Annotated in this window: 19 protein-coding genes; 5 read left to right on the forward strand and 14 right to left on the reverse strand. The window is 40.7% G+C overall.

Annotation, left to right across the window (positions count from 1 at the left end; translation table 11 throughout):
* Nucleotides 1–257 precede the first annotated feature (257 nt).
* Both ACTHN6_RS06260 and ACTHN6_RS06265 read left to right on the forward strand, forming a co-directional pair.
* Nucleotides 258–1,214, forward strand: a complete 957-nt coding sequence (locus ACTHN6_RS06260) for an ATP-grasp domain-containing protein (RefSeq protein WP_440434871.1) — start codon at nt 258–260, stop codon at nt 1,212–1,214.
* A gap of 360 nt (nt 1,215–1,574) precedes the next feature.
* A complete protein-coding gene (locus ACTHN6_RS06265) occupies nt 1,575–2,684 on the forward strand; it encodes a carboxylate-amine ligase (RefSeq protein WP_440434872.1) in 1,110 nt (369 codons plus the stop codon).
* 18 nt (nt 2,685–2,702) lie between these two features.
* On the opposite strand, the gene ACTHN6_RS06270 is transcribed toward ACTHN6_RS06265, so the two are convergent.
* From ACTHN6_RS06270 to ACTHN6_RS06285, 4 genes are all read right to left on the reverse strand, one after another.
* Nucleotides 2,703–3,425, reverse strand: coding sequence for a DNA-formamidopyrimidine glycosylase family protein (locus ACTHN6_RS06270; RefSeq protein ID WP_440434873.1), 723 nt, complete (start codon nt 3,423–3,425; stop codon nt 2,703–2,705).
* A 185-nt stretch (nt 3,426–3,610) separates the two neighbouring features.
* A complete protein-coding gene (locus tag ACTHN6_RS06275) occupies nt 3,611–3,925 on the reverse strand; it encodes a hypothetical protein (RefSeq protein WP_440434874.1) in 315 nt (104 codons plus the stop codon).
* Nucleotides 3,926–4,083: 158 nt separating this feature from the next.
* Complete coding sequence (rpiA, locus tag ACTHN6_RS06280; protein WP_440434875.1) at nt 4,084–4,752, reverse strand: ribose 5-phosphate isomerase A; 669 nt, start codon at nt 4,750–4,752, stop codon at nt 4,084–4,086.
* 42 nt (nt 4,753–4,794) lie between these two features.
* Nucleotides 4,795–5,376, reverse strand: a complete 582-nt coding sequence (locus ACTHN6_RS06285; protein WP_440434876.1) for a DJ-1/PfpI family protein — start codon at nt 5,374–5,376, stop codon at nt 4,795–4,797.
* Between the two features lie 427 nt (nt 5,377–5,803).
* Here ACTHN6_RS06285 and ACTHN6_RS06290 point away from each other — a divergent pair, with 427 nt between their 5' ends.
* Together ACTHN6_RS06290 and ACTHN6_RS06295 are read left to right on the forward strand one after the other, a co-directional pair.
* Nucleotides 5,804–7,372: a hypothetical protein gene (locus tag ACTHN6_RS06290; protein ID WP_440434877.1), complete on the forward strand. Its 1,569-nt coding sequence runs from the start codon at nt 5,804–5,806 to the stop codon at nt 7,370–7,372.
* A gap of 135 nt (nt 7,373–7,507) precedes the next feature.
* Complete coding sequence (locus tag ACTHN6_RS06295; protein ID WP_440434878.1) at nt 7,508–8,020, forward strand: hypothetical protein; 513 nt, start codon at nt 7,508–7,510, stop codon at nt 8,018–8,020.
* Nucleotides 8,021–8,183: 163 nt separating this feature from the next.
* On the opposite strand, the gene ACTHN6_RS06300 is transcribed toward ACTHN6_RS06295, so the two are convergent.
* Both ACTHN6_RS06300 and ACTHN6_RS06305 read right to left on the reverse strand, forming a co-directional pair.
* A complete protein-coding gene (locus ACTHN6_RS06300) occupies nt 8,184–9,026 on the reverse strand; it encodes a carbohydrate-binding family 9-like protein (protein WP_440434879.1) in 843 nt (280 codons plus the stop codon).
* A 315-nt stretch (nt 9,027–9,341) separates the two neighbouring features.
* A complete protein-coding gene (locus tag ACTHN6_RS06305; RefSeq protein ID WP_440434880.1) occupies nt 9,342–9,593 on the reverse strand; it encodes a hypothetical protein in 252 nt (83 codons plus the stop codon).
* Nucleotides 9,594–9,951: 358 nt separating this feature from the next.
* Here ACTHN6_RS06305 and ACTHN6_RS06310 point away from each other — a divergent pair, with 358 nt between their 5' ends.
* Entirely contained in the window at nt 9,952–10,536 is a 585-nt protein-coding gene (locus ACTHN6_RS06310) for a dihydrofolate reductase family protein (RefSeq protein WP_440434881.1), read from the forward strand.
* A gap of 74 nt (nt 10,537–10,610) precedes the next feature.
* Here ACTHN6_RS06310 and ACTHN6_RS06315 read toward each other — a convergent pair whose 3' ends face one another.
* The 8 genes from ACTHN6_RS06315 to ACTHN6_RS06350 form a co-directional block, all read right to left on the reverse strand.
* Entirely contained in the window at nt 10,611–12,368 is a 1,758-nt protein-coding gene (locus ACTHN6_RS06315; protein ID WP_440434882.1) for a hypothetical protein, read from the reverse strand.
* A gap of 368 nt (nt 12,369–12,736) precedes the next feature.
* Nucleotides 12,737–13,114, reverse strand: coding sequence for a hypothetical protein (locus ACTHN6_RS06320; protein WP_440434883.1), 378 nt, complete (start codon nt 13,112–13,114; stop codon nt 12,737–12,739).
* A gap of 152 nt (nt 13,115–13,266) precedes the next feature.
* Nucleotides 13,267–14,613, reverse strand: coding sequence for an alpha-L-fucosidase (locus ACTHN6_RS06325; protein ID WP_440434884.1), 1,347 nt, complete (start codon nt 14,611–14,613; stop codon nt 13,267–13,269).
* An 80-nt stretch (nt 14,614–14,693) separates the two neighbouring features.
* A complete protein-coding gene (gene smc, locus ACTHN6_RS06330; protein ID WP_440434885.1) occupies nt 14,694–18,215 on the reverse strand; it encodes a chromosome segregation protein SMC in 3,522 nt (1,173 codons plus the stop codon).
* Nucleotides 18,216–18,555: 340 nt separating this feature from the next.
* Nucleotides 18,556–20,070, reverse strand: a complete 1,515-nt coding sequence (locus ACTHN6_RS06335) for an O-antigen ligase family protein (RefSeq protein WP_440434886.1) — start codon at nt 20,068–20,070, stop codon at nt 18,556–18,558.
* Nucleotides 20,071–20,115: 45 nt separating this feature from the next.
* Nucleotides 20,116–21,630, reverse strand: a complete 1,515-nt coding sequence (locus ACTHN6_RS06340) for a lipopolysaccharide biosynthesis protein (RefSeq protein WP_440434887.1) — start codon at nt 21,628–21,630, stop codon at nt 20,116–20,118.
* Between the two features lie 204 nt (nt 21,631–21,834).
* Nucleotides 21,835–24,225 (reverse strand): GumC family protein, encoded by a 2,391-nt coding sequence (locus ACTHN6_RS06345; protein ID WP_440434888.1) that lies wholly within the window; start codon nt 24,223–24,225, stop codon nt 21,835–21,837.
* Between the two features lie 59 nt (nt 24,226–24,284).
* Nucleotides 24,285–25,103, reverse strand: coding sequence for a polysaccharide biosynthesis/export family protein (locus ACTHN6_RS06350; protein WP_440434889.1), 819 nt, complete (start codon nt 25,101–25,103; stop codon nt 24,285–24,287).
* Nucleotides 25,104–25,247: the final 144 nt, after the last annotated feature.

Consider the following 25,247-nt stretch of genomic DNA (forward strand, 5'->3'; position numbering starts at 1 on the left):
GCCAAACATCGGCACAAATAAATCCGGGCTTTTACAAACATTAAGCTGGTTGCATTTAAAAATATTAGTTTATTAATTCCATCGTCTATAAAGATTAACATCAACCGCCTGGCCCGGCATTAATAATTTCAACCGTAAAAAATAAACCGCTTTTGTTTATGATAGTTTAATTTGAAGCTATTATCTTCAATAAAAATTAACAGCGCAAAGTTATCCGTGTCAGCACTCATTTTTATTCACTCCAAACATTTAATTGTATGAATAAGATCGGTATTTTATTCGGTAAAGAAAGAACCTTTCCTGAGGCATTTATAGAAAGAGTAAACAGCAAAAATATTGATGGCATAACAGCAGAACCCGTGTATATAGATAAGGTAATGCAGGGAGAGCCCTGCGGTTATGCTGTTATAATAGATCGCATAAGCCAAGACGTGCCTTTTTACCGCGCTTTTTTAAAGAATGCGGCCTTAACAGGAACGGCCGTTATCAATAATCCATTCTGGTGGAGCGCTGATGAAAAGTTTTTCAATAACTGCCTTGCGACAAAAATAAATGTGCCCGTTCCAAAAACTGTAATCCTGCCTTCTTACGATTTACCCACAGATACCACAGGCGATTCTTTTTCAAATCTTGCATATCCTTTAGATTGGGAAAGCATTTTTAATTATATCGGTTTTCCTGCTTACATGAAACCATTTGCTGGCGGAGGATGGAAAAATGTTTATAAGCTGAATGATAAAGAAGACTTTTATGCCAGGCATAATGAAACAGGCCAGTTGGTAATGCTGCTGCAGGAGGAAATTGTATTTGAAGAATATTATCGTTGTTATTGCATAGGCGGCAAGCATGTGCGCATAATGCCTTATGAGCCACGCAACCCGCATCATCTGCGTTATGTTGCAGGTTTTACACCCAGCGCAGAAAAGCTGAAAGAGATGGAAGATATTGTATTGCGCATTAATAAATATCTTGGCTACGATTTTAATACGGTAGAACTTGCACTGCGTGATGGCGTTCCGTATGCAATAGATTTCTGCAACCCCGCACCTGATGCAGACCGGAATAGTGTGGGTGAAGAAAATTTTGCATGGGTGGTAGAAACGGCTGCTGATTATGCAATTGAAAAGGCGCAGTCAAATGAAGAAGGAAAAGACAACCTTACCTGGGGTGAATATGTAAAAAGAAGCGCTGATAAGCAAACGCTAATTTCATAAACATATTTTATGTTCACGATAATGGATGATGACGGCGAAGTAACCAATATTAAGAAACTTTCACCGGGTTATATTTATGCTCATCCTGGTTATTTACAATGGAAGTTTGAAGCATGAATTGTTCAAAGGCAAAACATTCAAGCAGGCCGTGTCAAATACAGGTTGTTGCAACGAGCCCGGCAATGCAGATTAAAAACTTTTTGCAGGATAAACCCGGCTTTGTTTTATAGCACCTTTTGGTGTACGCCTTGTTGAGAAAAGATCGAAAGTTTGGCGTAAAATGTATGCCGGAAAAACCATTTCGCCGCATTTTATGCCTGAATTAAACATTGAAATAAGAGACATTTTTAAAAACTAACTATGCCACACATCAATTATAATCATTTTACCCTTGGCATTGAAGAAGAATACATGGTTGTTGATCCCGAGACAAGGGAATTAAAAAGCCATGAACAGAAGATTGTAAACGAAGGGCATAAAATGCTTAAGGATAAGGTGAAGGCCGAAATGCACCAGGCTGTTGTGGAAGTGGGCACCGACATTTGCAAGGATATTGAAGAAGCCCAGCGTGATGTGACCACATTGCGCACGGTAATTTCACAAATAGCCGAAAGCAATGGCTTTTGGATGGGCGCATCCGGCACGCACCCATTCAGCCACTGGGAAAGACAGTTGATAACCGATCACGTACGTTACAGCCAAATAGTGAATGAGCTGCAGGAAGCTGCCCGCAGCAATCTTATTTTCGGTTTGCACGTGCATGTGGGAATGGAAGACCGCAAAATGGCTATTCATATAGCTAATTCGGCGCGTTATTTTTTGCCGCACGTTTATGCGTTAAGCACAAATTCTCCTTTTTGGGAAGGAAGGATTACGGGTTATAAATCTTATCGCACCAAGGTTTTTGATAAATTTCCGCGAACTGGAATCCCTGAATTTTTCGATAGCATAGAATCGTATGATAATTATGTGAACCTGCTCATAAAAACCAACTGCATTGATAACGCAAAAAAAATATGGTGGGATTTACGCGTACACCCCTTTTTTAATACAGTTGAGTTCAGGATTTGCGATGTGCCCATGACCATCAATGAAACCATTGCCATCGCTGCTTTGTTCCAGGCTATTTGTGCCAAGCTGTATAAACTGCGATTGCAAAATCTCAACTTCATCATTTATCAACGCGCTTTGGTGAACGAAAATAAATGGCGTGCCAGCCGCTATGGCATTGATGGCAGCCTGATTGATTTTGGTAAAGAATCGGAAGTAAATACACGTGTGCTGATTTATGAATTGCTGGATTTTGTAGATGATGTGGTGGATGAATTAGGCAGCCGCTACGCTATTGAGTATGTACATAAAATGCTGGAGCAGGGAACGGGCGCTGACAGGCAGATTGATGTATATAACCAGCGTCAGAATTTCAGCGATGTGGTGGATTATATCCACAGCCAGTTTTTAGTGCAGTAAGGCCGGCTTACTATATTATTACTCATATAATCGCTGCCTGTATTCGCTGAAAAAAATTTTACGTTTTGAATTTAAAATTTTCATTGTCACCTCACTCCCATCATCGGCATATTGCCGGCGATATACGGAAAAATGCAGGTGCTTATTCTTTTCTATAACTTTATACCACTGCTTTGCATATTTCACTGTTTCTTTTATAAGTGCTGTAATTTTTACTGCCGGTATTTTTCCAACAATACTTTGCGGATGAATGCCCGCCAAATACAAAACCTCATTGCGGATAATATTGCCAACGCCGGTAAAAATTTGCTGGTTCATCAATACATCACCGATAGTTTTTCCGTTTTGTGTTTTCAGCAACTTTTTCACATAGGCCCTATCAAAATCTTTACTTAAAATATCAGTGCGCCAGTCATACACTTCCGAAGCAGGCGCCTTCAATTTTTCTGCATGCACCACATAACCATTTATTTCACTGTTGGTAAATTCAAGAAAAAATGAACGGTTAACTTTTTTACGTTCATTGATTAATATGTCTCCAAATAAACCCAGGTGCACCCTTACCGTTCCGTTTGCAAACAACAGCAATAAGTGCTTTCCCCATGTTTGAATATCGAGTAATTTTTTTCCATTTATCCATTCGGCAGGCATTGGCCCATAGCCGCCCGCTTTTTTAACAACTCTGTTTTTGAATGGCAGCAGCTGATTCCTGATATGTAATATAGACGGGCCTTCAGGCATATACAAACTTTAGGTAAAGCAGGGCAAAATGCCTGCCTAAATACAAGTTGTACTTTGTGTGCAGAAAATACCAACCCGGTTTTTTCGGAGTTTGAGAAAAACGCTTGGCTGATAATTATAATTGTTTGTTGGGTTTGATAGCACACGCCCAAACAAAAGAGAAAAGAACACTTAAGGTATTATTATTAAGCCGTTTTACGAATGTTGCTTTCGTATTCATCAATCGCTTTTTTAATAAGCAGGTTCAGTTTGCCATCACCTTCGCAAAGCCATTTATCTTCGCCTTCCTGCAACCATTTTCCATCTCTCGTTTTCAGCAAACGGTACTCACGAATATCATCTACAGGATTTACTTCTATTATATAAGCAAGCTTCTCTTCTTTATCAATTTTTTTCCAGGGCATCAGCAAATGCAGAAAGCTTTTTTGTTCTTTACGCTTAATACCTGTTCTAACGTTTCCCTGCCTGTTGTTTGGCAGGTCGATGAAAAATTGTGCCATGTGAAAATTTTATATGTTTAGTAAATTACTTAACGAAAAACGGGTTGAAATGTTACAGTTGCTGAACGGCGATATAGAATGACCAAAGGGTTAAGCGGTGCATTGCTTTCAGGTGACAGGCTTTACTAAAAGAATTTTTGCAGAGAAAGAAAATATATTCAAGATGAATATTCTTGTTTTTCTATAATACGCAAACCATTTTCACCAGCTATAACGGCTTTATGCGCCATGTTATAAAACAACGATGATTCCAGCACGCCTGTAATATTTTTTAAAGCAGGATTAAGGATAGATAATTCAGGAAATTCATCAAACCAAATATCAATCAGCAAATTTGAATAACGGGTTCTGCTTTCACGAACCTGCATTTTACAAAAAGGGAAAATTGTATGCACCTGCTCCTGTACATATTGTATAGAATCAGGAATTACTTCAATAACAACCGGGTATTTTGTTTGCAACGCATCAACATATTTTGAGGCATCGCCTACTAAAATAAATTGCCCGGCCATTGAAGCCAGTAATTTTTCCGTGGTATGAATGCCTGAGCCGCTCTTAAGGGCATTCAGGTTTTTGTCAAACTGATCGCACCCATCAAAATAAATATCCAAAGCGTTTACAGTTGCTATATCATTCACGGTAAAGCCAGCATCTTCTAATAATTTTTTTGTAGAGAAGGAAGAAGTGAAAAGTGTAAGTGAATTGTTTTTATTTGCCGTTAAAGCTTCAACCATATACCCTATTGCAGCGCCATCACCCAGGCCAATAATTGTATTACTTGCAATAAGACCGGTGGCTGCTCCGGCAGCTATTTTTTTAAAATTCATTGGTATGTTTTGCAGAAATGATAATCTGAAGTTAAAGGCAAATTATACACCGCTGATAGTAACGCCTAATAATTTGAAAAACTCCCTTAATATGGCAGGATGACCGGGCCACGCAGGGGAAGATGTAAGATTGCCTTCGGTAATAGCTTCATTAACCGGTATATCTTTCCAGGTGCCGCCTGCACGAACAATGTCTGGGCCAATTGCAGGATAGGCCGTTAATGTTCTGCCTTTTACCACATCTGCTGCTGTTAATATTTGTATGCCATGACAAATAGCGGCAACCGGTTTATTTGTTTCAAAGAAATGCTTTGTGTATTCAATAACTTTAGCATTAAGCCTGATATATTCCGGCGCTCTCCCGCCGCAGATATATAACCCGTCGTAACTGGTCACATCTATCTCATCAAAAGTTGCGGTTAGTGTAAAATTGTGCCCACGCAATTCAGCATAGGTTTGAAAACCAATAAAATCGTGGATAGCTGTTGCCACTGTTTCACCTGCTTTTTTGCCGGGACAAACAGCGTGTACTTCAAAGCCAACGGCCAGCAAGGCCTGGAATGGCACCATTACTTCGTAATCTTCAACGAAATCGCCTGCAAGCATTAATATTTTTTTTGCCATGATCATTATTTTTTTAAAGATGATAAAACTAAAAAAACTCCTATAATTAACCAGTAAAGCAGCGAAATTTATGTTTATTGGTTTAAGCTAAATAAACTGCTACAGCCTTGTTTTCACACGTTTATCGAAGTTTAGAAACCAAAAGTGCCTGGTTTGTTTGACCGGCCTTTTGATGCGCCAGCTATGATTCCATCATCATACATCATTGTGCCAAATATTTGCCGTTAAATACCAATGCCGGCATCAAGATGCACTTAATGTTATTCAATTTAAATTGAAAGAAAACACGGTTATCCATTACATCAAATAATACCTGCATCCCATAAAAACACAAACCGGGATTGTGCAGGCATGCACACAAATAACATAGCCTGAACGTGAAATTGTTTCTTTATTCTGTTACTTTAGCATTAATTCTTTTTTGCAGATGGTTCCTATTTTTAAACCTTTCTTAAATATCCGGCAAAACCCTGTAACGGTAATGCGCAAAAAATTAATACTGCCTGCTTTATTCATTTTTTTTTGCACGATAACACATGCACAATCTGTGAGCTGGATGATGGGTACATGGAAGGGCACAGGTGGAATAATTCAGATTGATAATGTTTCTGGCGGAAGCTTCAGCGGCACCAAAACATCTGGCATCAGTAATCATACAACCACCATTGCCATATCCGGCGCTTTCAGGGGAAGAGGATTGTATTTGGAGGATGGAGAAGTGCTGCATAGTGAAGGACAGGAAACCAAACAGGGTTATGATTGTTCTGCATGCGCTCCCGTAACTAAAATAGTTATAAAACAAGACAGCCTTGTTTTAGTTAACAGCATTTCAGACTGTGATGAAAGATGCAATGGTGAAACTTTCTTTTACCGGTTACTTACTGAATATGACAGCGCCACGCAACGTTACCTTGTTGACCGGTTTGGAAGGCCTTCAGATATTATCGGCTTCCAGCCACGCCGGCCACGGGAAGATGTCCCGGTTGCCTCCAGCGATAATAATGAACCTTTAAAAAACGATGTTGTTTCCAACGCCGCAATAAGTACAGCAGAAAAAGAGAAAAGTACGAAAGATTCCTTAAATAATGTGGCAAGAATAAGGCAGCAACAAATTGCCGATTCCATCCTGCTTGTACAAAAAAATAAGCGGCAACAGGAAATAACGGATTCACTCAATCTCGTACAACAAAAAGAACAGCAGCGCATACAGGATTCGCTGGATAATGTGGCAAGAATAAGGCAGAAACAAATTGCCGATTCCATCCTGCTTGCACAAAAAAATAAACGGCAACAGGAAATAACTGATTCACTCAATCTCGTACAACAAAAAGAACAGCAGCGCATACAGGATTCACTGGATAATGTGGCAAGAATAAGGCAGCAGCAAATCGCTGATTCCATCCTGCTTGTACAAAAAAATAAGCGGCAGCAGGAAATAACCGACTCGCTCAATCTTGCAAAACAAAAAGAACAGCAGCGCATACAGGATTCACTGGATAATATGGCAAGAATAAGGCAAGAGCAAATAAATGATTCTTTAGCGGCAGTGCGTAAACAACAACAACATGATGATTCCCTGCAGCAGGCAGCTTTGGCAAAAGCTGTTCCGCCGCCGGCAACCGACAGCACTTCTTCTGACAAAGCACTTACCGCCCGTACCAGCGTATTGCTGGGAACCTATCACATTACTTCGCCGGATATTTTGATTGAATTGTTTGATAACGCTGAAATTGATGGCGACAGGGTTAGCGTATATCATAACGACACGCTTATTGTAAGCAACGAAATGCTGGATAAAAAACCAATTACGTTAAAAATTCATGCTGATGCAACAACCAGAGAACATGAATTTGTGCTGGTAGCGGAAAATCTTGGCAGCATTCCGCCAAACTCTGCATTAATGCGGGTAACGGCAGGAAAGCAGAGTTACAGGTTATCTGTAAAAACGGATATGAAAACAAATGCCAGGATTGTGTTTTATTATGATGGAGATTAAACGAGACTTAAACCTATTCTTCATTACATAATTTGTTTTATAAAAAATTTTTCTCTTATATTTATTCAATTCTGATTCGCTTGATACAGGTAAAAACATGCAGCATTCATTAACCCCATCTTAAAACAACGCTGAATGAAACTATTAAGCAAGTTTTTTTTTATAATGGTTTTGCTGGATTTGCTTCCAACAAATAATATCGCTGCCCAACTGGGTGTAAATGCAGCAAAGGTGGCAGCGCATGGCATTATAGCCATTGCAGGCGGCAGCCGCCAGGAAAAACAGGAAAAAATTATTGAACAATCTATAACACAGGAAAAGATAGCCGGGTTAAAGGTAACTGTGTTGCGTGTAAAAGAAACGGATATAAAAAGCAAAGCCAAAGCGCATATAATAGCGCTGCAAAACAGGTTAAACCATTACGACTCTCTGTATATAAACAATCAGTCAATTGATGTTCCAAAAAATGACAGCGATTTGATAGCGATTATGGATAAAGATGAAGATTGGCCAACACAATATTACGCCGGCGAAATAAAAGCGTATAAAAGATATGCTTTCCAGCAGAAACAAAAAGCTGCGGCTGATAGCTTACATGCGATGCCTGCTAACCCGGTACCTACAGATACGACCCAGGCAAAATTATAATTGCATCCAAGCGAGCGCTGCACTTAACGCTGTTTTATTTTATTGCAGACTGTATTTAAAGGATTCCTTTCATAAATATTTACGGATCAAAGTGCTCCTGTTCTACACTCACATTGTATTCTGAGTGTTGAATAAAAACTGCAGGCTTTACAGGATGCAAACTTTACAGTTGATCTTTGGCCGTGAAATGCACGAAAGTAAAACATTCAGGTACGTGCGTATCGCTAATACCGTGCTTATTAAACGCCCATGCAGGATGCGGTTGTATTTCCTTTCCGCCCGACATAAGTTTTTGAAAGCGGCCAAAAAAAATGCGCCACGTATCGCCTTCTGCCGGCGGCAACGGCCTGCCATCGGCCAGCCAATGCATGCTTTTCCAGGGAATAGCTATTTCCAGTGTCCAGCCTTTATCTACGTGATTAGGGTCATTTATTTTACCATCAATTTGTACGGCCGTTTGCAGCCCTTCCATATCGTAATCCAAAAAGGCCCATTTAACACCTCTTGGATGGCGTCCCGTCCAAAATGAATCTTCCCGGCGGTCATCATTCCCGCCAAAAGTGTAAGCCTTTTCTTTATACACATCAAAAGCAGGAACATCAAATTTTCCACCTTTTTTATAAGCATCTTTCCATATAAAAAAAACTTCGTACACAGTATTCAGCGCATTTATTTCCAGTTCATAATAACAATCACCCCCATCAATAAATACCTCAAGATCATTTTCACGAAATATAATCCCGTCACGTTCTGTTATAGAGGCTGCCACATAAGGCTCTTCTGCCCAAAAAGCAATGTACAGGTATTCGTCATTCCAGAGAGCAGCGCAACGGGTATCATAAAAAGCCGGGCTGCCATCAGTCATATCTACAAACCGCGGCGATTTAACTGCATTCACCCATTCCTGTTTGCTTAAATCGCCGTTTATGGTGAGATGCGTTTGTATTTTGCTGCAGGTATAATGTTTTACTTCAGTTTCATCGCAGCCGTATCGGTTATCATGCATCGTTTGAACAGTTGATTTTTTGAGATATGATATTTACCGGCTTAAGATATAATAAAAATGTTTTGGGGTAATTTTATTTCTTTCATTTATGCGGAATTATAATTCAGCAATAAAGATGGCGCTCACTAAAGCAAGAAGAAACTATACCAACGGGTAACTATACTATTAAATATACAGGCGCCAATAAGGTTGGCATGTGCCTCATGATTTATCTTTTCTACAAAGGTTTCGGGCACTTCTGGTTTACAACGGCCTCTGGATAATATGATAAGTATTAAGACAAAAGCAGTAAGCTGCAGCCTTCATCTGAAATACTTAATTCTTATAGGGGCCAACCAGTAAACTAAGCTGCCTGAGAATATTGCGGTAAGTGGTTTTGTGCTTAGTGGCAATGGGCGCTTCGCTTTGCCAGTGGTGATCTTTACGGATAATCACAATTGAGTTTCCAAGTTCATCTTTATGCGCGTAAGGCATTATCATTACAGAACATCCTGATGATTCAAAATTAAAAATGGCGACAGAACGTATTTGTTCTCCGCAATGGCTGAATTCAATGATTTTAGTCATAAACAATCGTTTTATGTTTTTTAAGCAGTGTTAAGCATAAGAGGCTTAATAAGAAGTTAGTTTGATTGCCTTAAACACCAGGTAGTTGTTACCTGATTGTTTAAAATCATGTTGTAAAAAAACAAAATTGCAGTATAGGAGATAACTGCATACATGTAAACGCTGCATTGTATTTCGTGACAGCTATATTTTTTACTTTTCCCGCAACGCAGTTTTTGTCCCGGCTTTGCCAAAAGGTGTGCGGGAAAAAACATTTTTGATGCTTGAAGCAAAAGGCGCAATCATACCTTTAAACGTCGCATTTAGCCACTGCCAGTTTTGAACGTGCAGTTTAGTTTTGAAAAATAAATAATGCACTATGCGAAAACTGATTATGAAAATGTCAATAACCGTTGATGGTTTTGTTGCTGACTCTAATGGAAAAGCAGACTGGATTTTCAGAAGCTCTGATGAAACTTCAAGAAGCTGGAGCCTCGGGCGAAGCTATGATGCAAGCCTTATCATCATGGGCAGAAAATCGTTTGAGAATATGTCGCCTTACTGGCCAACGGCGCCCGGTCCTTTTGCCGTACCAATGAACACCATACCCAAAGGCGTATTTACCAAAAGTGGTTATGAAGGAATTGATGTGCCACCCGGTAAAGAACTATCCCCCGCCGAAGCTTCCTGGGCAACGGCGAAAATTTTTAATGGCGATCTCACTAAAGAAATAGAGGAACTTAAATTGGGAGAGGGTAAGCCCATCCTGGCACTCGGTGGCGCAGGGTTTATGCAAAGCCTTATAGCAACAGGGCTTATTGATGAATATCATTTGAATACCCATCCCGTAGTTTTGGGCGCAGGGCTACCTATTTTCACTAGTGTCCAGCTTCCAATAGACCTGAAGTTATTGGAAACAAAGCCTTTCCCCGGCGGCATTGTAGCGCATGTTTACGGCAAATAATTGTATAAGATCCATCCTTTTAATGCACATAACGCCCGGCAATTAGCCGGACGTTATTCTATATTTCTTTGCAATTAATAAGTATTCTCAAAACTTGCCGGCACAAAACCATCGCTTTCATATTGAGTGGGATCGCCGGCAGTATTATCCCATGCTTCAGTAAGTATGCCTGAACTTAAAGGCGTACTGTTTATTTTATCGCCGTTTTTTAAAGCCAGCTCATGGGTGCCATAAAATTTCAATTCAATAGGCTTCATATTAAATCCTTCGAAACTTACACCAAGGGTTTTTGGCGGATCGAGATAAGAACCGTTACAATCTGTTCGCTTTACCCGAACATTTTCCTGTACATCATCGGCACTGAAATCTATTTGCACGATAATGCCATCTTTCACTGCCTGCACGTGCGTTATGAAAAGATATAAACCAATAGCTGATGGCGTGCTTAATGGCTTCCAGCCGGTGGCGCCCGGCAATGCCACGCTCGTGGTTACTTCGCAGTGATCTGACCCGGCAAAAGCTGTTATAGATGCTTTCCCCGACAGTGTATAATCTACCTCAGACCCCACGGCAAGCCCGCCATCAAATTCAAACAACGGGTCCACATCAGCGGGGCAGGCATCACCAAAACCACGATACACCAAATGAAATTTTGCGGTTTCTTTCAAAGCATCCGGGTTGCCTGAATTTAACAGGCCGCCATGATAGCGTGTGTATAAAAAATTACTTTCAAACTTGCGCAGCACAGATGTGGCTATCACCTTATCATTGGTCTTAATTTCAATGGCGCCGGAAATAGTTTTATCAATAAAGCAACGTAGAATGGTTGGTGACCAAAGATCAATTTCAGCGGGTGTGCCGTCAATCGCTACGCTGCGGTTGCCTTTGCCGGGGTCGTTACCAAAATTACCATACAGGTAAAGTGCACACTTTCCATTATTGGCTTCCTTCTTGTAATCTTCATCTACCTGTAACCATTTTACACCATTATTGCCCAATACGGTAATAGATGCAAGCAGCAGGAACTGCCCTTTGCGGTGCATATCAATGCTTACACTAACCGCTTCGGGATTTGCAGCCGGCACATGATCCGGCGCCACATACACGGCTGATGATACATCAGCATCCAGGCTACCTTCCCCGCTGTATGACCAGCCTTTTACTTCGTCTATTCTTAAAGGCCTTGGTGATGTATATACAGGCGCTGTATTATCTCCTGAAGGAGAGTCATCGGGATCAAGTCGGGGAAAACGGGTTGTTAATTTCAATGTAATTACAGCCTCCTGCTCCACAGTTGAAGTTTGCGGTTCCAGTTTCAGGCTTTTGAAATAACCCCAATCACTAAAGTGTGTTGTGGTTACGCTCAACCGGCGCTTTGCCCTGTCAAGTGTACTGTTCAGCACAGCCTGCCAGGTGCCCTGTTCATCCTGGTAAGCTATATCCATAAAGTTAGCGATGGTATTCAGCGTGTCTTCCGGCATATAATTAAAAACAAGGGTAACCGGTTTACTGAATTGTTCGCCATGCGGCGTGATGCGGTAAGCATTACCAAAGCCATCAGGCAGCTCATTGGTTATGGGCTGAATACTAAAGGTTTTTGCCTGCGTAACTGCGCCTGCAGGTATAATAATTTTCAGGCGGCCATCAGCACTCGTCAGCTCGCCTCCTGCTTCATCAATTGTTTTGGTTACGGCTTCGCCGTTTGGCGTGCCGGCGGGCGTAGCCGTATTTTCATCATGCTGCTGTGGCGTCATGCTATCATTGTCTTTTTTGCAACAGCAAAACAACAATGCCAGCACAAGCGCAAGCGATGATAATAATTTTACGTTCATTGTTATTTGGTTTAGATTTTACGAACTGTTTTAATCCGGTTGTAAAACTATAAACCATGGATAAGCGGCATCAGGCAAGGTTGCATTGGCTGATAATAAATATGAATGAATTGATGTTTCGCGGAATAAGAAATGCCTGGTTGAACCGGCACCTATAATACGTTTTTCACGAGCAGCTACATCTTTTTCCAAAACAGTACTGGACCGCTACTTTTATATCTTATTATAGAAAAGTATCGCGGGAAATATTAAAAGCTACCCGCAGAGGGAGCTATAAAAGCACCGCGCATACGTGTTGCAAGAAGGATGGCCTAACAAAGAAAACACAGGGCACGGATGTTGTTTATGACAGTTGTATTGATATTACACTAACTCTTTGGCTTTACTTCATCAACTATTAAAGTCTTTACACCACCCCTGTCTGAAAAAGTGCCTGTAGCTGTTATTTGTTCGCCGGCATGCTTTTTAGCTTCTGCATAAGCATCTTTCTTATTATGATCTTCGACAATAAGATACACTTTGCCATCGCTTGTGAGAATGCCCATGGGTGAGCCGGCTTTAATGCAGTCTGCAGCGCAGGATTTATGCGCTTCGCCGCTGGCGCCGGAAGAAGAATAACAGGCCATATCCAATACTTCGCCGCTAACAGTCATACTCTTTTTATCCTGGCCGAATGATGTGAGTGATAGAGCGCTGAACACAATTGCAAGCAGGGAAATTTTTGATGTGAGAGAAGTCTTTTTCATATTATACAATTTATGTGTGAAGAATTACGGAGAATTGAGAAGATAAATGTAACACTTTTCAAATAACCTTCTTCATCATTCCTGTTTACCGGGTATGTTAATAAGTTCCTGCCCTGTTTAAGGCCAAGCAACAAACGATTGTAATGCAGCCGTTAAGGCTTTTCAATTAAGCTTTCATCAATATTGTATGCTGAAATTTCATTTAACAAGGGTGTTGCTTTAGCATCATTAATCTTGACTATAAAGCCGTCGGCTTCCACAGACGGAAAAGTATAAACCCTTTTCTTACCTACTGTATTGCCGTGCAATTCTTTTACGGTTGTATTATTTAAGCGAAGCTGAATAGTAAATGATTTTATTTTCTGGCCTGCGGCAATATCTTCCTTCAACACAATACAATTAGGCTTTTGCCTGCCATTAAATTGAATTGTATAAGTTGATGAAGCTGCAGTAAATTTTTTATCGGCTATTGCCTTATCAAAACTTTCCGCTCTTAATTTTTTGAACCCAATCAATGCAGCAGAATCATGCGCATTAAAATGCCCGTTCCTATCCGGCGGAACATTCAACAAAAGATTTGCTCCTCTCCCAACAGATTTCAGATATAACTGGAACAATTCTTCCGGCGATTTTACTTTTTCATCTTCTTCCGCATGATAAAACCAGCCTGGCCTTATGCTTACATCACATTCGGCAGGAATCCAGGCTTTACCATTAACGTTCCCATGATTTAGTGTATCCTGCTTCGGAGCGCCTGCACCCGGTGTAAAACCAATCGTATCCAAAGTATTCCAGTTAGGATCGCCGGCAATACCTCTTTCATTTCCAACCCAGCGTGCATCGGGGCCTATATCACTAAACACAACAGTATTCGGAGCAATGTTGCGCATGGTTTGTTTAAAACGTTGCCAGTCATAAACCTGCGTTTTCCCATTGGGGCCTTCACCATTGGCGCCGTCCCACCAAAACTCGAAGAAAGGCCCGTAATTATTTACCACCTCTTTCATCATGTTTACAAATACATCATTATAAGCGGGCGTTCCATATTGCGGATGGTTCCTGTCCCATGGCGATAAATACACACCCATCTTTAAATCATATTTTTTGCAGCTATCACTTAGTTCTCGCAGCACATCACCCTTACCGTTTTTCCATTTGCTTTGCGCCACCGTGTGCGTTGAATATTTACTCGGCCAGAGACAAAAACCATCGTGATGTTTTGCCGTGATAATGATGCCTTTTGCGCCGGCTGCCTTTGCAATGCGGCACCATTGCCCGCAGTCAAGATCAGTTGGGTTGAATACATCTTCCGGCTCTGTGCCTTTCCCCCATTCTAAATCAGTAAATGTATTGGGGCCAAAATGAACGAAGAGATAATAATCAAGTTTTTGCCATGCCAGTTGCCGTGATGATGGGGTGGGTTGATTAACCGCTGGCTTCTGTGCGTACAGGCTTATGCAAAAAAAATATGCTGCAACGAATAACAGTAGTTTCTTCATTGCAGCAATTTAATGACTGTTGTTTAAAAATTGCCGGAATTATATTTCTTGATAAACAACAAAATTATTTGCACTTTGCTTTAATTCAAACTCCTGAAATCCACCGGCACTAATTTACTTACACCGGGCTCCTGCATGGTAACACCATAAATCACATCCACTGTGCTCATGGTGGTTTTATTGTGCGTTACAATAATAAACTGCGAGTTATCGCTGAACTGCTGTATCATATTGGTGAATTTACCCACATTGGCATCATCCAGCGGTGCATCCACTTCATCCAAAATACAGAAGGGTGCAGGTTTAATAAGATAGATGGCAAACAACAATGCGGTTGCAGTTAAGGTTTTTTCACCGCCGCTTAACTGCGTTATACTCGATGGCCTTTTGCCCTTAGGCTTTGCCACCACATCAATGCCTGTTTCAGCAAGGTTGTCGGGGTTTTCAAGTATTAAATCGGCTGTATCTTCTTCTGTAAACAATGCTTTAAATACGCGCTGGAAATTCTCACGCACTTTATCAAACGTATCGCGAAACTGCTGGTTGGCCGTAGCTTCTACTTCTTCAATGGTTTGCAGTAAACTTTCTTTGGCACTTACCAGATCCTGCTTTTGTTCCATAATAAATTCATAACGTTTTTTCATTTCAACAAAAGCTTCAATGGCGGTAGGGTTTACTTCACCTATATTTTCAAGGCGTTTGCGCATGCGGTCTGAAGAAGCCTGCAGATCTTCAGTTGTTGAATCAGATGTACGCGGCTCATCAAGAATATCATCAAGGTCAATCTTAAATTCAACATGCAGGCGTTCACGCATACCCGCAAGGTTCAATTTCAGTTCGCTCAGTTTATCTTTTATTTCCGTTAAAAGCTGGTCGATTATTTCACGGCTTTTTGTTATATGACGCAAGGAACTTTCCCTTTCCTGCAAAGCATTGCGTTGATGATAATAAGCTGCGTCAGCTTCATTCAGCTTCCTTTCTTCCGCTTCTTTTGTGCGTAATAAAGTATGTACAGTCTCTTCCGTTGAAACAAGCGTTTCAGTGCTTTCCGTTATCTGGCCGCTCACTTCTTCCAGTTGCGTTTTATTCTGTTCTATTTGCGTATGCAGTTCCTTCAACTGATTCTGTTTATAATTTACTTCCTGCTGCAATGCAGCGAGCTTGCTTTGCAAACGTGTAAACGCAATATTCGTTTCATTAAACAGCCCCGATATAGTTCTATAATCCTGCTCGGCAGTTTTATAAGCACCCTCAGCTTCTTTTATTGCAGCCGTTGTGGCGTTTAGTTCTTCATTCAGTAAAATAAATTCTTCGCGCAGTTTTTCTACAATATCCTGTTCGCCTTCCAAACGGCCCTGCATATCATCAAGCTGGTTAGCTGCATTCTGCTGCATGTTTTGCAGGTTTTCCATCTTGTTGCGTGTAGCAAAAAGATTATTGGTGAGCTGGTTTATCTCGTTCTCGGTTTGCTTGATAAGGTTTTCTTTCAACTGCTCGTTATAACCAATAACTTCGTTATGTTTCTGCTGAATAGCCGCTTTTAATTCGTTCACAACTTTTTCCTGCGCTGCAATTTCTTCACGCAGCTTTTCAAGATTTTTTGCACGGCCAATTCTTTTACCTTCAAACAAACCAACGCTGCCGCCACTCAATGTGTATTCGCCTTTTACATATTTGCCCGAACGTTCCAGCACCACAACGCCGTTGCCGGCACTATTCACGGCTTCTTCATTTTCTGCAATAAATACATTGCCTAATAAATACGCTGCAAGCTTTTTATATTGCTCGTCCACCTCAATTACATCCATTGCTTTAATGGTATGTTCCGGTTGTTGTGCAACCATGTTGATGCCTGCAATTTTATCAAGCAATAAAAAATTGGCTTTACCTTTTTTGTTTTTATCAAGCAGTTCCACAGCCTGCAAACCTTCCTGCAGGTTGTTTACGATGTAATAATTAAGATAAGGCGTTAATACATTTTCCAGCGCCGTTCTGTATTCCTGCTGCACATAAATTATATCTGAAAGGATAGGCGCTTTTGAATTCCATTGCCCGTTATTATGCAGGAATTTTACGCTTTCAGGATAGCCTTCCATTGAATCCACGAGGCTCTTCAACAAATCATGTTCATTACGTTTTGCATCATATTTACGGTTTTCTTCCGTAAGCTTTGCCCGCAATGATTCCAATTCGCCCTGCGACTGCAATATCTGCTGCCGCGTTAATTCATGCTGCTCTTTTAACTGCTGTAATGTTTGTTGTTTTTCTTCCAGGCCTTTCGTTTTAGCAGCCACCTCGGTTTCGAGCTGCTGTACCTGGTAAGAACGGTTCTGCTGTTCCTGCTCCACCTGTGCTATGCCTCTCTGCAAATTATGGATAGATGTTTCGGCAACAGCCAGCTTCTTTTCTGCATCAAACTGCCGGCGTTGCGTTTGCAGGTGCGTGCTGCGTACTTTATCGGTTGATGAGCGTTTCTCATCGAGTAAAGTGCGTTTTGCATCTGTTTCTGCACGGGTTGCATCAAGCTTGTCTTTCAATTGCTGTAATGCTTCTTCTTCTTTCTGGTGTTGCAATTGTGTGTATTGAATAGAATCTTCAATATTCTTTAACTGGCCTGTGGCGCGTTCGAGGAATTCCTTTAATGAAGCATCTTTCTCCTTTAAAAAATGCAGGCTTTGTGAGGCAAGGTTTTTTTCATTTTCCCTGGTACGCAATTGCTGAACCAGTTCATTAAAATTATGCTGTTGTTCCTGAAGCGCTTTTTCCTGTTCCAGGAAATCAACGCGGTCTTTTTCCAATGCAGCTTCACCCGTTGCTATTTCAGCATCCAATGCATGCTTTTTATCTGTTTCTTCTTCCTGCTGCCTATTTAAATTTTTATATGTAAGATTGAAACCTTCCAAAGCAGCTTTAGCCAGCTCAATGGAAACCAGCTTATATTCTTTTTTTATTTCATGGTATTTCTCCGCCTTTTTTGCCTGGCTTTCCACCACTTTTAACTGGTTTTGAATTTCGAATAACAAGTCTTCAATCCTGTTTAAATCGCCTTCTGTTGCATCGAGTTTTTGTTTGGCTTCTTTCTTTCTTGTTTTATAAATAGTGATACCTGCAGCCTGTTCCAGCATGCGGCGGCGGCTGTTATCCTTATCACGAATAATATCATCCACCATACCCAGTTCGATAATAGCATAACTGTCATTGCTTACGCCGGTATCAAGAAAGAGGTTATGAATATCTTTTAACCGGCAGGCCACATCGTTCAGGCGATATTCGCTTTCACCGTTTTTAAAAAAGCGGCGTGTTACCCTTACCTCATTAAATTCTGTGGGAAGAAGGTTTTTTGTATTCTCAAAAGTGAGGCTTACTTCTGCGAGGCCGCTTGCGGAACGGGTTTTGGAACCGTTAAAAACCAGCGCTTCCAGGTTTTCACTTCTAAGCTGTGAAATTTTCTGCTCACCAATAACCCAGCGGATAGAATCGATGATATTGCTTTTGCCACAACCATTCGGCCCTATAATGCCCGTAATCCCTTCATCAAAATTCAGAATGGTTTTATCGGCAAAGCTTTTAAAACCTTTTATTTCAAGCTGCTTCAGTTTCATCTGTTCATTTTTATTTTTTAATTAGGCCAGATGCCCGCCTGACCGGACGGGCAGGGAACGCCCGGTAAACATTCCCTTGCGTGTCAAAATTTTACATGGGCGTTTCATACCTAAAAAATTTACTTACTAATAACGAATCGAAATAGAATATCCGTATATACAAATGTGCCTGCGAACATAAGTATAATTACACAGGCCTAAATTCACACAATTTGCACTGTGGAGAAATGGTGGAAAGAAGGGAGATTGTAATTGCCTGATGAATGCCGCTGATTTAGGAGGAGATGGTGAATAATCAATACCCAATATCCAACACTCATTTTAAATAAAACGCGGGGATTTACAAACGCCCAACCCTTACCTGTGAGGCCATTTGCTCGAATGAAAGCTTTGTATTGATGCGTCGTTTATCTGCCCATTGCGGATAAACAAACCGTATGGCCAGGGCAAATATGATGCTCACCGTGTACCAAATACTCGTATCCCAAAGATTACTTACAAACATGGCGGCAATCATCATTATTAAATAACTCAAACCCGGCGCTGCCAATACCATGTCCTGCCTGTCAAGCGCCAGCTTGTATAAACGGTATGCCCATTTTATAACAAACAATACAAATGCTATATAAAGCAAGGCAGCAATTAAACCGTATTCAACGGCGGCTTCAAGGTAAGTGTTGTGCATAATCCTGTCTTCCACCATAGCAGGCGCATACCTGGCCACAGCCGCAATAGAAGCCGTTTCATCACCGCCCATGCCAAAAATGGGAGACGTGCTGAGTGCCTGTGCGCCTGCAGACCAGTAATAAGTGCGGTCGCCGCCGCCTTCTGTATCGGTCATGTAAATCGCACGCTGCAATGTGGGGGAATTAAGCGAAAGCAACAAGGCCACGATAGCGCCAATAAAACATACAGAAACAATAACAAACTGAAAATCGATCTTCCGCCTTACCAGGTGAATATAAACGCCAACAGCGCAAAGTATCATGAATGAAAGCAGGCCGTTTCTTGAACCCATCATCATAATCATAATGCCAACCAAAACAATGGTTCCAAAAGCAAAGAAACGTGTGAAGAAACCAATATTGGGTTTGCGGCTGAACAGCGTTATAAACAAGTAAACAGATAAAGCGCACAAAGTGGAAGTAAATGTACCGTGGTGCACGTCGCCTAACTGCAATGTATCAGAATAACCCGCACCGCTTTGCGCCCTTCCGTTAAGTAATAAATTGAGGCCCAAAGGAATGATAATAAAAGGCATGCACCGCCGCGTATATTCGGGAATCTTATAAAGCATTTCTTTTGGATAATTAATAAGCACCCTCAGAAAAAACAGGTAAAAAACCAGTTTTATCATCTTAACAATACTATGAAAAGCGGGGGCGTTTTTTCCGGTTCCTATGGGAAGACCGGCAAAATTTTGGGGATGCTGGTAATAAACGAAAATACCCAGGAAAACAAAACCCAGGAAAAACAGGTAAATGATGGAAAACCGGAATGGGACCATTTTGCTTTTTTGAGAAAGTAAATCCCAGGCGAGTATGGGCGCAATGGTGGCAATGGTTAAACTTTCAGCGTATGAAGCATCGGCTGTTCCCACGCCTGATGTGGCAGTATCGGTAAATGCACCCTGCGATAAAGAAATCGTCATGAACATAGGGTACATAAAGGCACGGTCATATAATACCAAAGGAATGGTGAGCAATACAAGCGGTGCTGAAGTTAAATTAATGAGCGAGATATAAAGCGTAAGGCCTATTACGATTAGTATCCCGAGAAATAATAATTCTTTACCTCCAACATAAATACCGCTTTCCTGCTGTTGCTGTAAATTATTTGAATATCCTCCGTACATGCGGCAATAAAATTATTAATTGTAAATAATACTATCTGCTAATTTTTATTGTTCCTCATCTGTAATTATTGGCTGGCCTTTTTGTTTCTTTTTCTTCTTCTTAAACATCTGCAGAAAATCTTTCTGTATATAAACTATATCACTGCCAAGTAATTTCGGCTTCTTAATAAATGCAACCAATGCTGCTGCGCCAACAACAGTGCATAAAGCTGAAAATGCAATAATTTCATCAGCAATAAATATATGTAATAAGCGGTAAAGCAAATAAGCCGGAATTACCCAGCCAATGCTTAGCAACACGCCATTATAATAAGGCCTGAAGACCAATGTTTTCCAGTCGTTTTGAAAAATTCTTTTTCTAACAATGGCAATCATTATCACATAAGAAATTAAGGTGGAAACAAAAATACTCCAGCTAATGCCCGTTAAGCCGGCTGATACATAACCTATATAAATAAGCACACAAATGATAACCGAATTTTGAACCTTCCTGATAAGATTAAGCCTTATTAAACCATGCACCCGCATTAAGGTATCGCCCAGGCTTGACGTGGTGCGCAAGGGCAGGTTGAGAAAAAACACCTGCAGCAGCGGAACAGCATCCAGCCATTTTCTGCCTAATAATATAAGCACAACCTGTTTACTGAAAATAATAAGAAAAACTGTTAGCGGAACAAGGGCAGAATTAATTAATGAAAGTGATTTGGAAAATACTTTATATGTTCCTTTTTCATTGTCGTTTTTCTTTACCATGGCCGGCATCATTACCCGTTGCACCATGTCGTAAAAAAAGCGCTGGGGAATATTCATAATGCGGAAACTCCGGTCGAAAACACCCAATACGGCGGCGCTTACGAGTTTACCCACTTCCAGTATAATCCCAAAATTTACGATGTAATTATTTACGCGGATAAGCGTTAAGCCCGAACCATAACCAATCAAATCTTTCCAGTGTTTTTTGGTAAACCCAAGTTTAAGCCGCAAAGGATAATAAAATAAAAGTGTAAGCAATTCAGCGCCGAAATAAAATATCTGCGACCACACAAGCGACATTACACCAAAGCCTTTGTAAGCCAGGATAATTCCCAGCACATTTGATAAAAGCAGCATTACGCCATCTGCAATAAAAATTTTCCTGAACCTGAAATTCTTTTGCAGCATGGCAAATGATGGCGAATACATAGCGGCAAACCAAAAGATAATGCTGAATACGCGCAGTGATGATGTTAGCTGCGGTTCATTATAAAATTCTGCAGCAAACGGTGCAAGTATAAAAATGGCAATGTAGATGATAGCCGCCAGCAGCATACTTGAAAAAAATGCCGCATTTACGTGCTGCTTTTCTGTTTCTTTTCGCTGAAGCAGTGCATCGCCCATACCGCCATCGCCAATCATATTGCCGAAATTCATGAAAGAATTAAGCAGGGCGAAAACACCAAGCTCAGATTTTTGCAGCAGCCTTGCCATAACTGCATAATATCCAAACTGGGAAATTACCTTAACACACACATTAAGCATTTGCCAGGCACCGGATTGTATAACCTGCTTTTTTTTAACCATGGGCTTAAACGGCCTTAAGAACTAATATGCCACAAGCCTGTATAAGCAAGCTTATGGCAATATGTAAGTCTGTATTGTTTATTTAAAATTCTATTTTTTAATAAGCAATAAACAATGCTCAATTCAATAATCAAGCTGCCATTGCGATGAATATTCGGTATTGCTTATTGAATATATCTATCAGATCAACAAGATTAATAATAACTACACAGTATGCGCCCTGCGTTTTTTTCTGCCGAAGAATGATTTGCGTTCACCATAATAATCCTGGCTGCCGTTATATCCATAAGTATAACCATAGCCCGGCACACGTTTTATATCGTTAAACACAATATTAATATTCTTGAACTTTTTATCGTTTGCCAATCCCTGTACAAGATTCACCTGCTTTTTATAAGTAAACCGCTGGCGTACCACATACAATACGGTATCAACATATTTTCTCAATAACAATGCATCTGTTACAAGGCCTACCGGCGCACAATCAACAATGATATAATCAAACTCGGATTTCACCTCATCAAATAACTGCTTAACCCTGTCATGCGCCAGTAATTCCGCCGGGTTTGGCGGCAACATACCGGGGCCTATATAGTAGCAATCAGGATGAAGGCTTGTTGGTTTTATAATATCCCTGGCATTTATATCAGAAATGATGTAATTGGAAAAGCCTTCATTATTATCAACGCCCAATATGGAATAAATATAAGGCTTGCGCAAATCCAGCTCCATTATCAAAACTTTCTTGCCTGAAAGGGCAACTGCTGCCGCAAGGTTTACCGCAACGAAAGATTTACCTTCCCCTCCCATGCTCGACGTAACCAATACGGTTTTATCTGAAGCATCAGGCAGCAGGAAATGCAGGTTGGTTCTTAATGTTCTGAATTGTTCTGCCACCTGGCTCCTGTCATCCTTAGAAACCACAATTGCTTTTCCATCTTTAGTGTGATTAATGTCTGCAACCACCGGAACATACGTTGCATTCGTTATGTCATTCGTGGTAATAACTTTTGTATTAAGTAATTCTTTCAGGAAGATTACAACAGAAGGAACCAGCAAACCAAGAAATAAAGCACAGGGAATTAAGATAACCCACGTGGGAAAGAATGGCATAGGGCCGCGTTTCACTTCATCAATAACGCGGATGGGGCCAATATTATATGATTTTGAAACTTCAGTTTGCTCACGTGTTTGTAAAAGATACAGGTACAACTCCTGCACCACGTTTTGCTTTCTTGTATAATCAATATAAATACGCTCTTTTGTGGGCACTTTTTTTATGTTGCCCGTAACCTGGTCATTCCTGTTCTGCAGTTCATTCTGCTCGGTGGTTATACCTCTTTTAAAGGTGCGCATCATGCTTAATAAATCGCCGCGTAACTGGGAAAGCTGGATGTCTATGCTTTTTACATTTGGGTTTTGCTCTGTTGAATTCTGCAAATAGCCCTGGCGCTGCAACTGCAGCGTGTTATATTTTTCCAGCGTTTGCACAAATGCCGCATCCTGGATAGGCGCTGTTGTAGGCATCACCCTTGAATTATTATGCTCGTCCATCAGGTACTTTTCAAGGTCGTCTACCACTTTTAGCTGAACCTGTTTATCAGCGAGGTCGTTACTTACAGTGCTGGAAAGCTGGAGTAATTGCTTGGAATCGTCGGTAATATCAGTAATGCCGTTTTCCTTCTTAAAGGTTTCAATATTCTTATCAATATTATTCAGGTCTTCCGATACTTTTATCAAACGGGTATTAATAAAAGCTATGGTGCTGTCGGCTATCCTGTTTTTATTATCCACATCAGATTTTACATACAGGTCAACCATATACCGCAGCATATCTTCATTTTTTGAAGGGCACTGCGCCGTTATGCTGAGATCTATAATATTTACAAATTCAGTGGTAGTAATGGCTTCTATATCATCCATCAGCATTTTTAAGGTGGCGTGATAGCTGTTGATAGTAAGCCCAAGGTGACGGTCGGGGTTTTTAATGGCAACTGCCGGGTTTCGTTCTAAAACCCAGCTGCCATACCAGAAGGTAAGCGTGTCGCCGTAAGAAGCTGTAAAGCTGCTGTCGGTATCTTCATCTTCAAACCACACTTTTTTATCGTCGGCCTTAACGTCGTATTCAACCGGTTCAATAATCTTATCATCATTCAAATACAATACATGTATGAAATAAGGAGACTCCTTATATATTTCCTCATAACGGATTGCATTCTTACCAAAATACTGAAGGTTCAGTTCAAGATCGTGTATGGTTTTTTCGATAATGGTTCTTGAATGGATAATTTCAATTTCATTGGAAACTGAATTGGGATAGGAATTTTTTCCAAGGTCGCCCAGTACTGTCGCCTGGTCTGTACCCACAATCTGGCGGCCCTGCGAATTATAACCATTCACAAGCACCCTGCCCATTACGGTATAATAAGGTGATGTGTAGAAAAATATAAAGGTGGCCAAAACAATGAATAGGAAAACTGATAATACATACCAATACCAGTTGCCAAAAATTTTGCCTACAAGAAACTTAACATCAATATCGTGATGCGGAGAAACGTTTCTGTTTACATTTAAATCATTATATGAATCCTGCATAGTAGTAGCTTCTTGAACTTTACCGAATTAAACAAAATCATAATGCCGGGGATATTTCATTACAGGGTTAACCGTGCAATAATAACTATCATTAAAGATATGGCGCTGGATATAACTGCTATATCCCTTACCCTGTAGTTGCTTTCGCCTGCCACTTTATCTTCTGTTGGTTCTACGTATAAAACATCATTTGGCTTAAGATAAAAATAGGGCGATGATATAGTAGTGGTGCTGTCTAAGTTAATTCTCACAATTTGTTTTGCGCCGTTAGCATCACTTCTTATCAGCATCACATTATCCTTTCTGCCGGAAACCGTTATATCGCCGGCCAAACCAAGTGCATCAAAAATAGTGGGGTTTTCATTGGGCACCAGGAACGTGGTGGGGTTTCGCACTTCGCCTAATACGGTTATTTTATAATTGGCAAACCTTACATTAACTACCGGATCTTTAAAGTAAACAGAAATTTTTTGTGTAACCAGGTCTTTTACCTGTTGCGTGCTAAGGTCTTTTACCAAAACATCACCAATATAAGGCAGGTGAACATACCCGTCTTTATCCACAAGGTAGCCGGAAATTATAGATTGCTGGCCATTCCGGTCGCCCATGCTTGTTATGGCGCCTGAGTTTAATGGCAGGTTACCCTGGTTTAAAACCGAATTTGCCTGAGGATCGAGCGTTTGAATATTAATATTCAGCACATCATCTACCCGTACAATGGCAGCAGGTGGTGTTAAGGTTTGCAGTATTCTCTGGGCCCTTGCCGAATCCGGTACATCTTTAAAATAGGAAACACGCTGAATTTTACAGGATACGAGATTTATAAAAAGCAGGGACACTAATGAATACGTAATTAGCCGCGAAGCAGTTTGAAACATTCTTAGTTAATTTATATTTTTTCCCAAAAGCAGGCAAAAATAACTTGCCCTTTTATTAATGCCAAATTAATAATATTGTTATATGTAAAAGGTTTGTATGCGTTTACCGGCTGTTGGTGCGCACTAAAATAATATATGCAATAA

Origin of the sequence: Parafilimonas sp., assembly GCF_051953455.1 — a bacterium.
Classification (GTDB): domain Bacteria; phylum Bacteroidota; class Bacteroidia; order Chitinophagales; family Chitinophagaceae; genus Parafilimonas.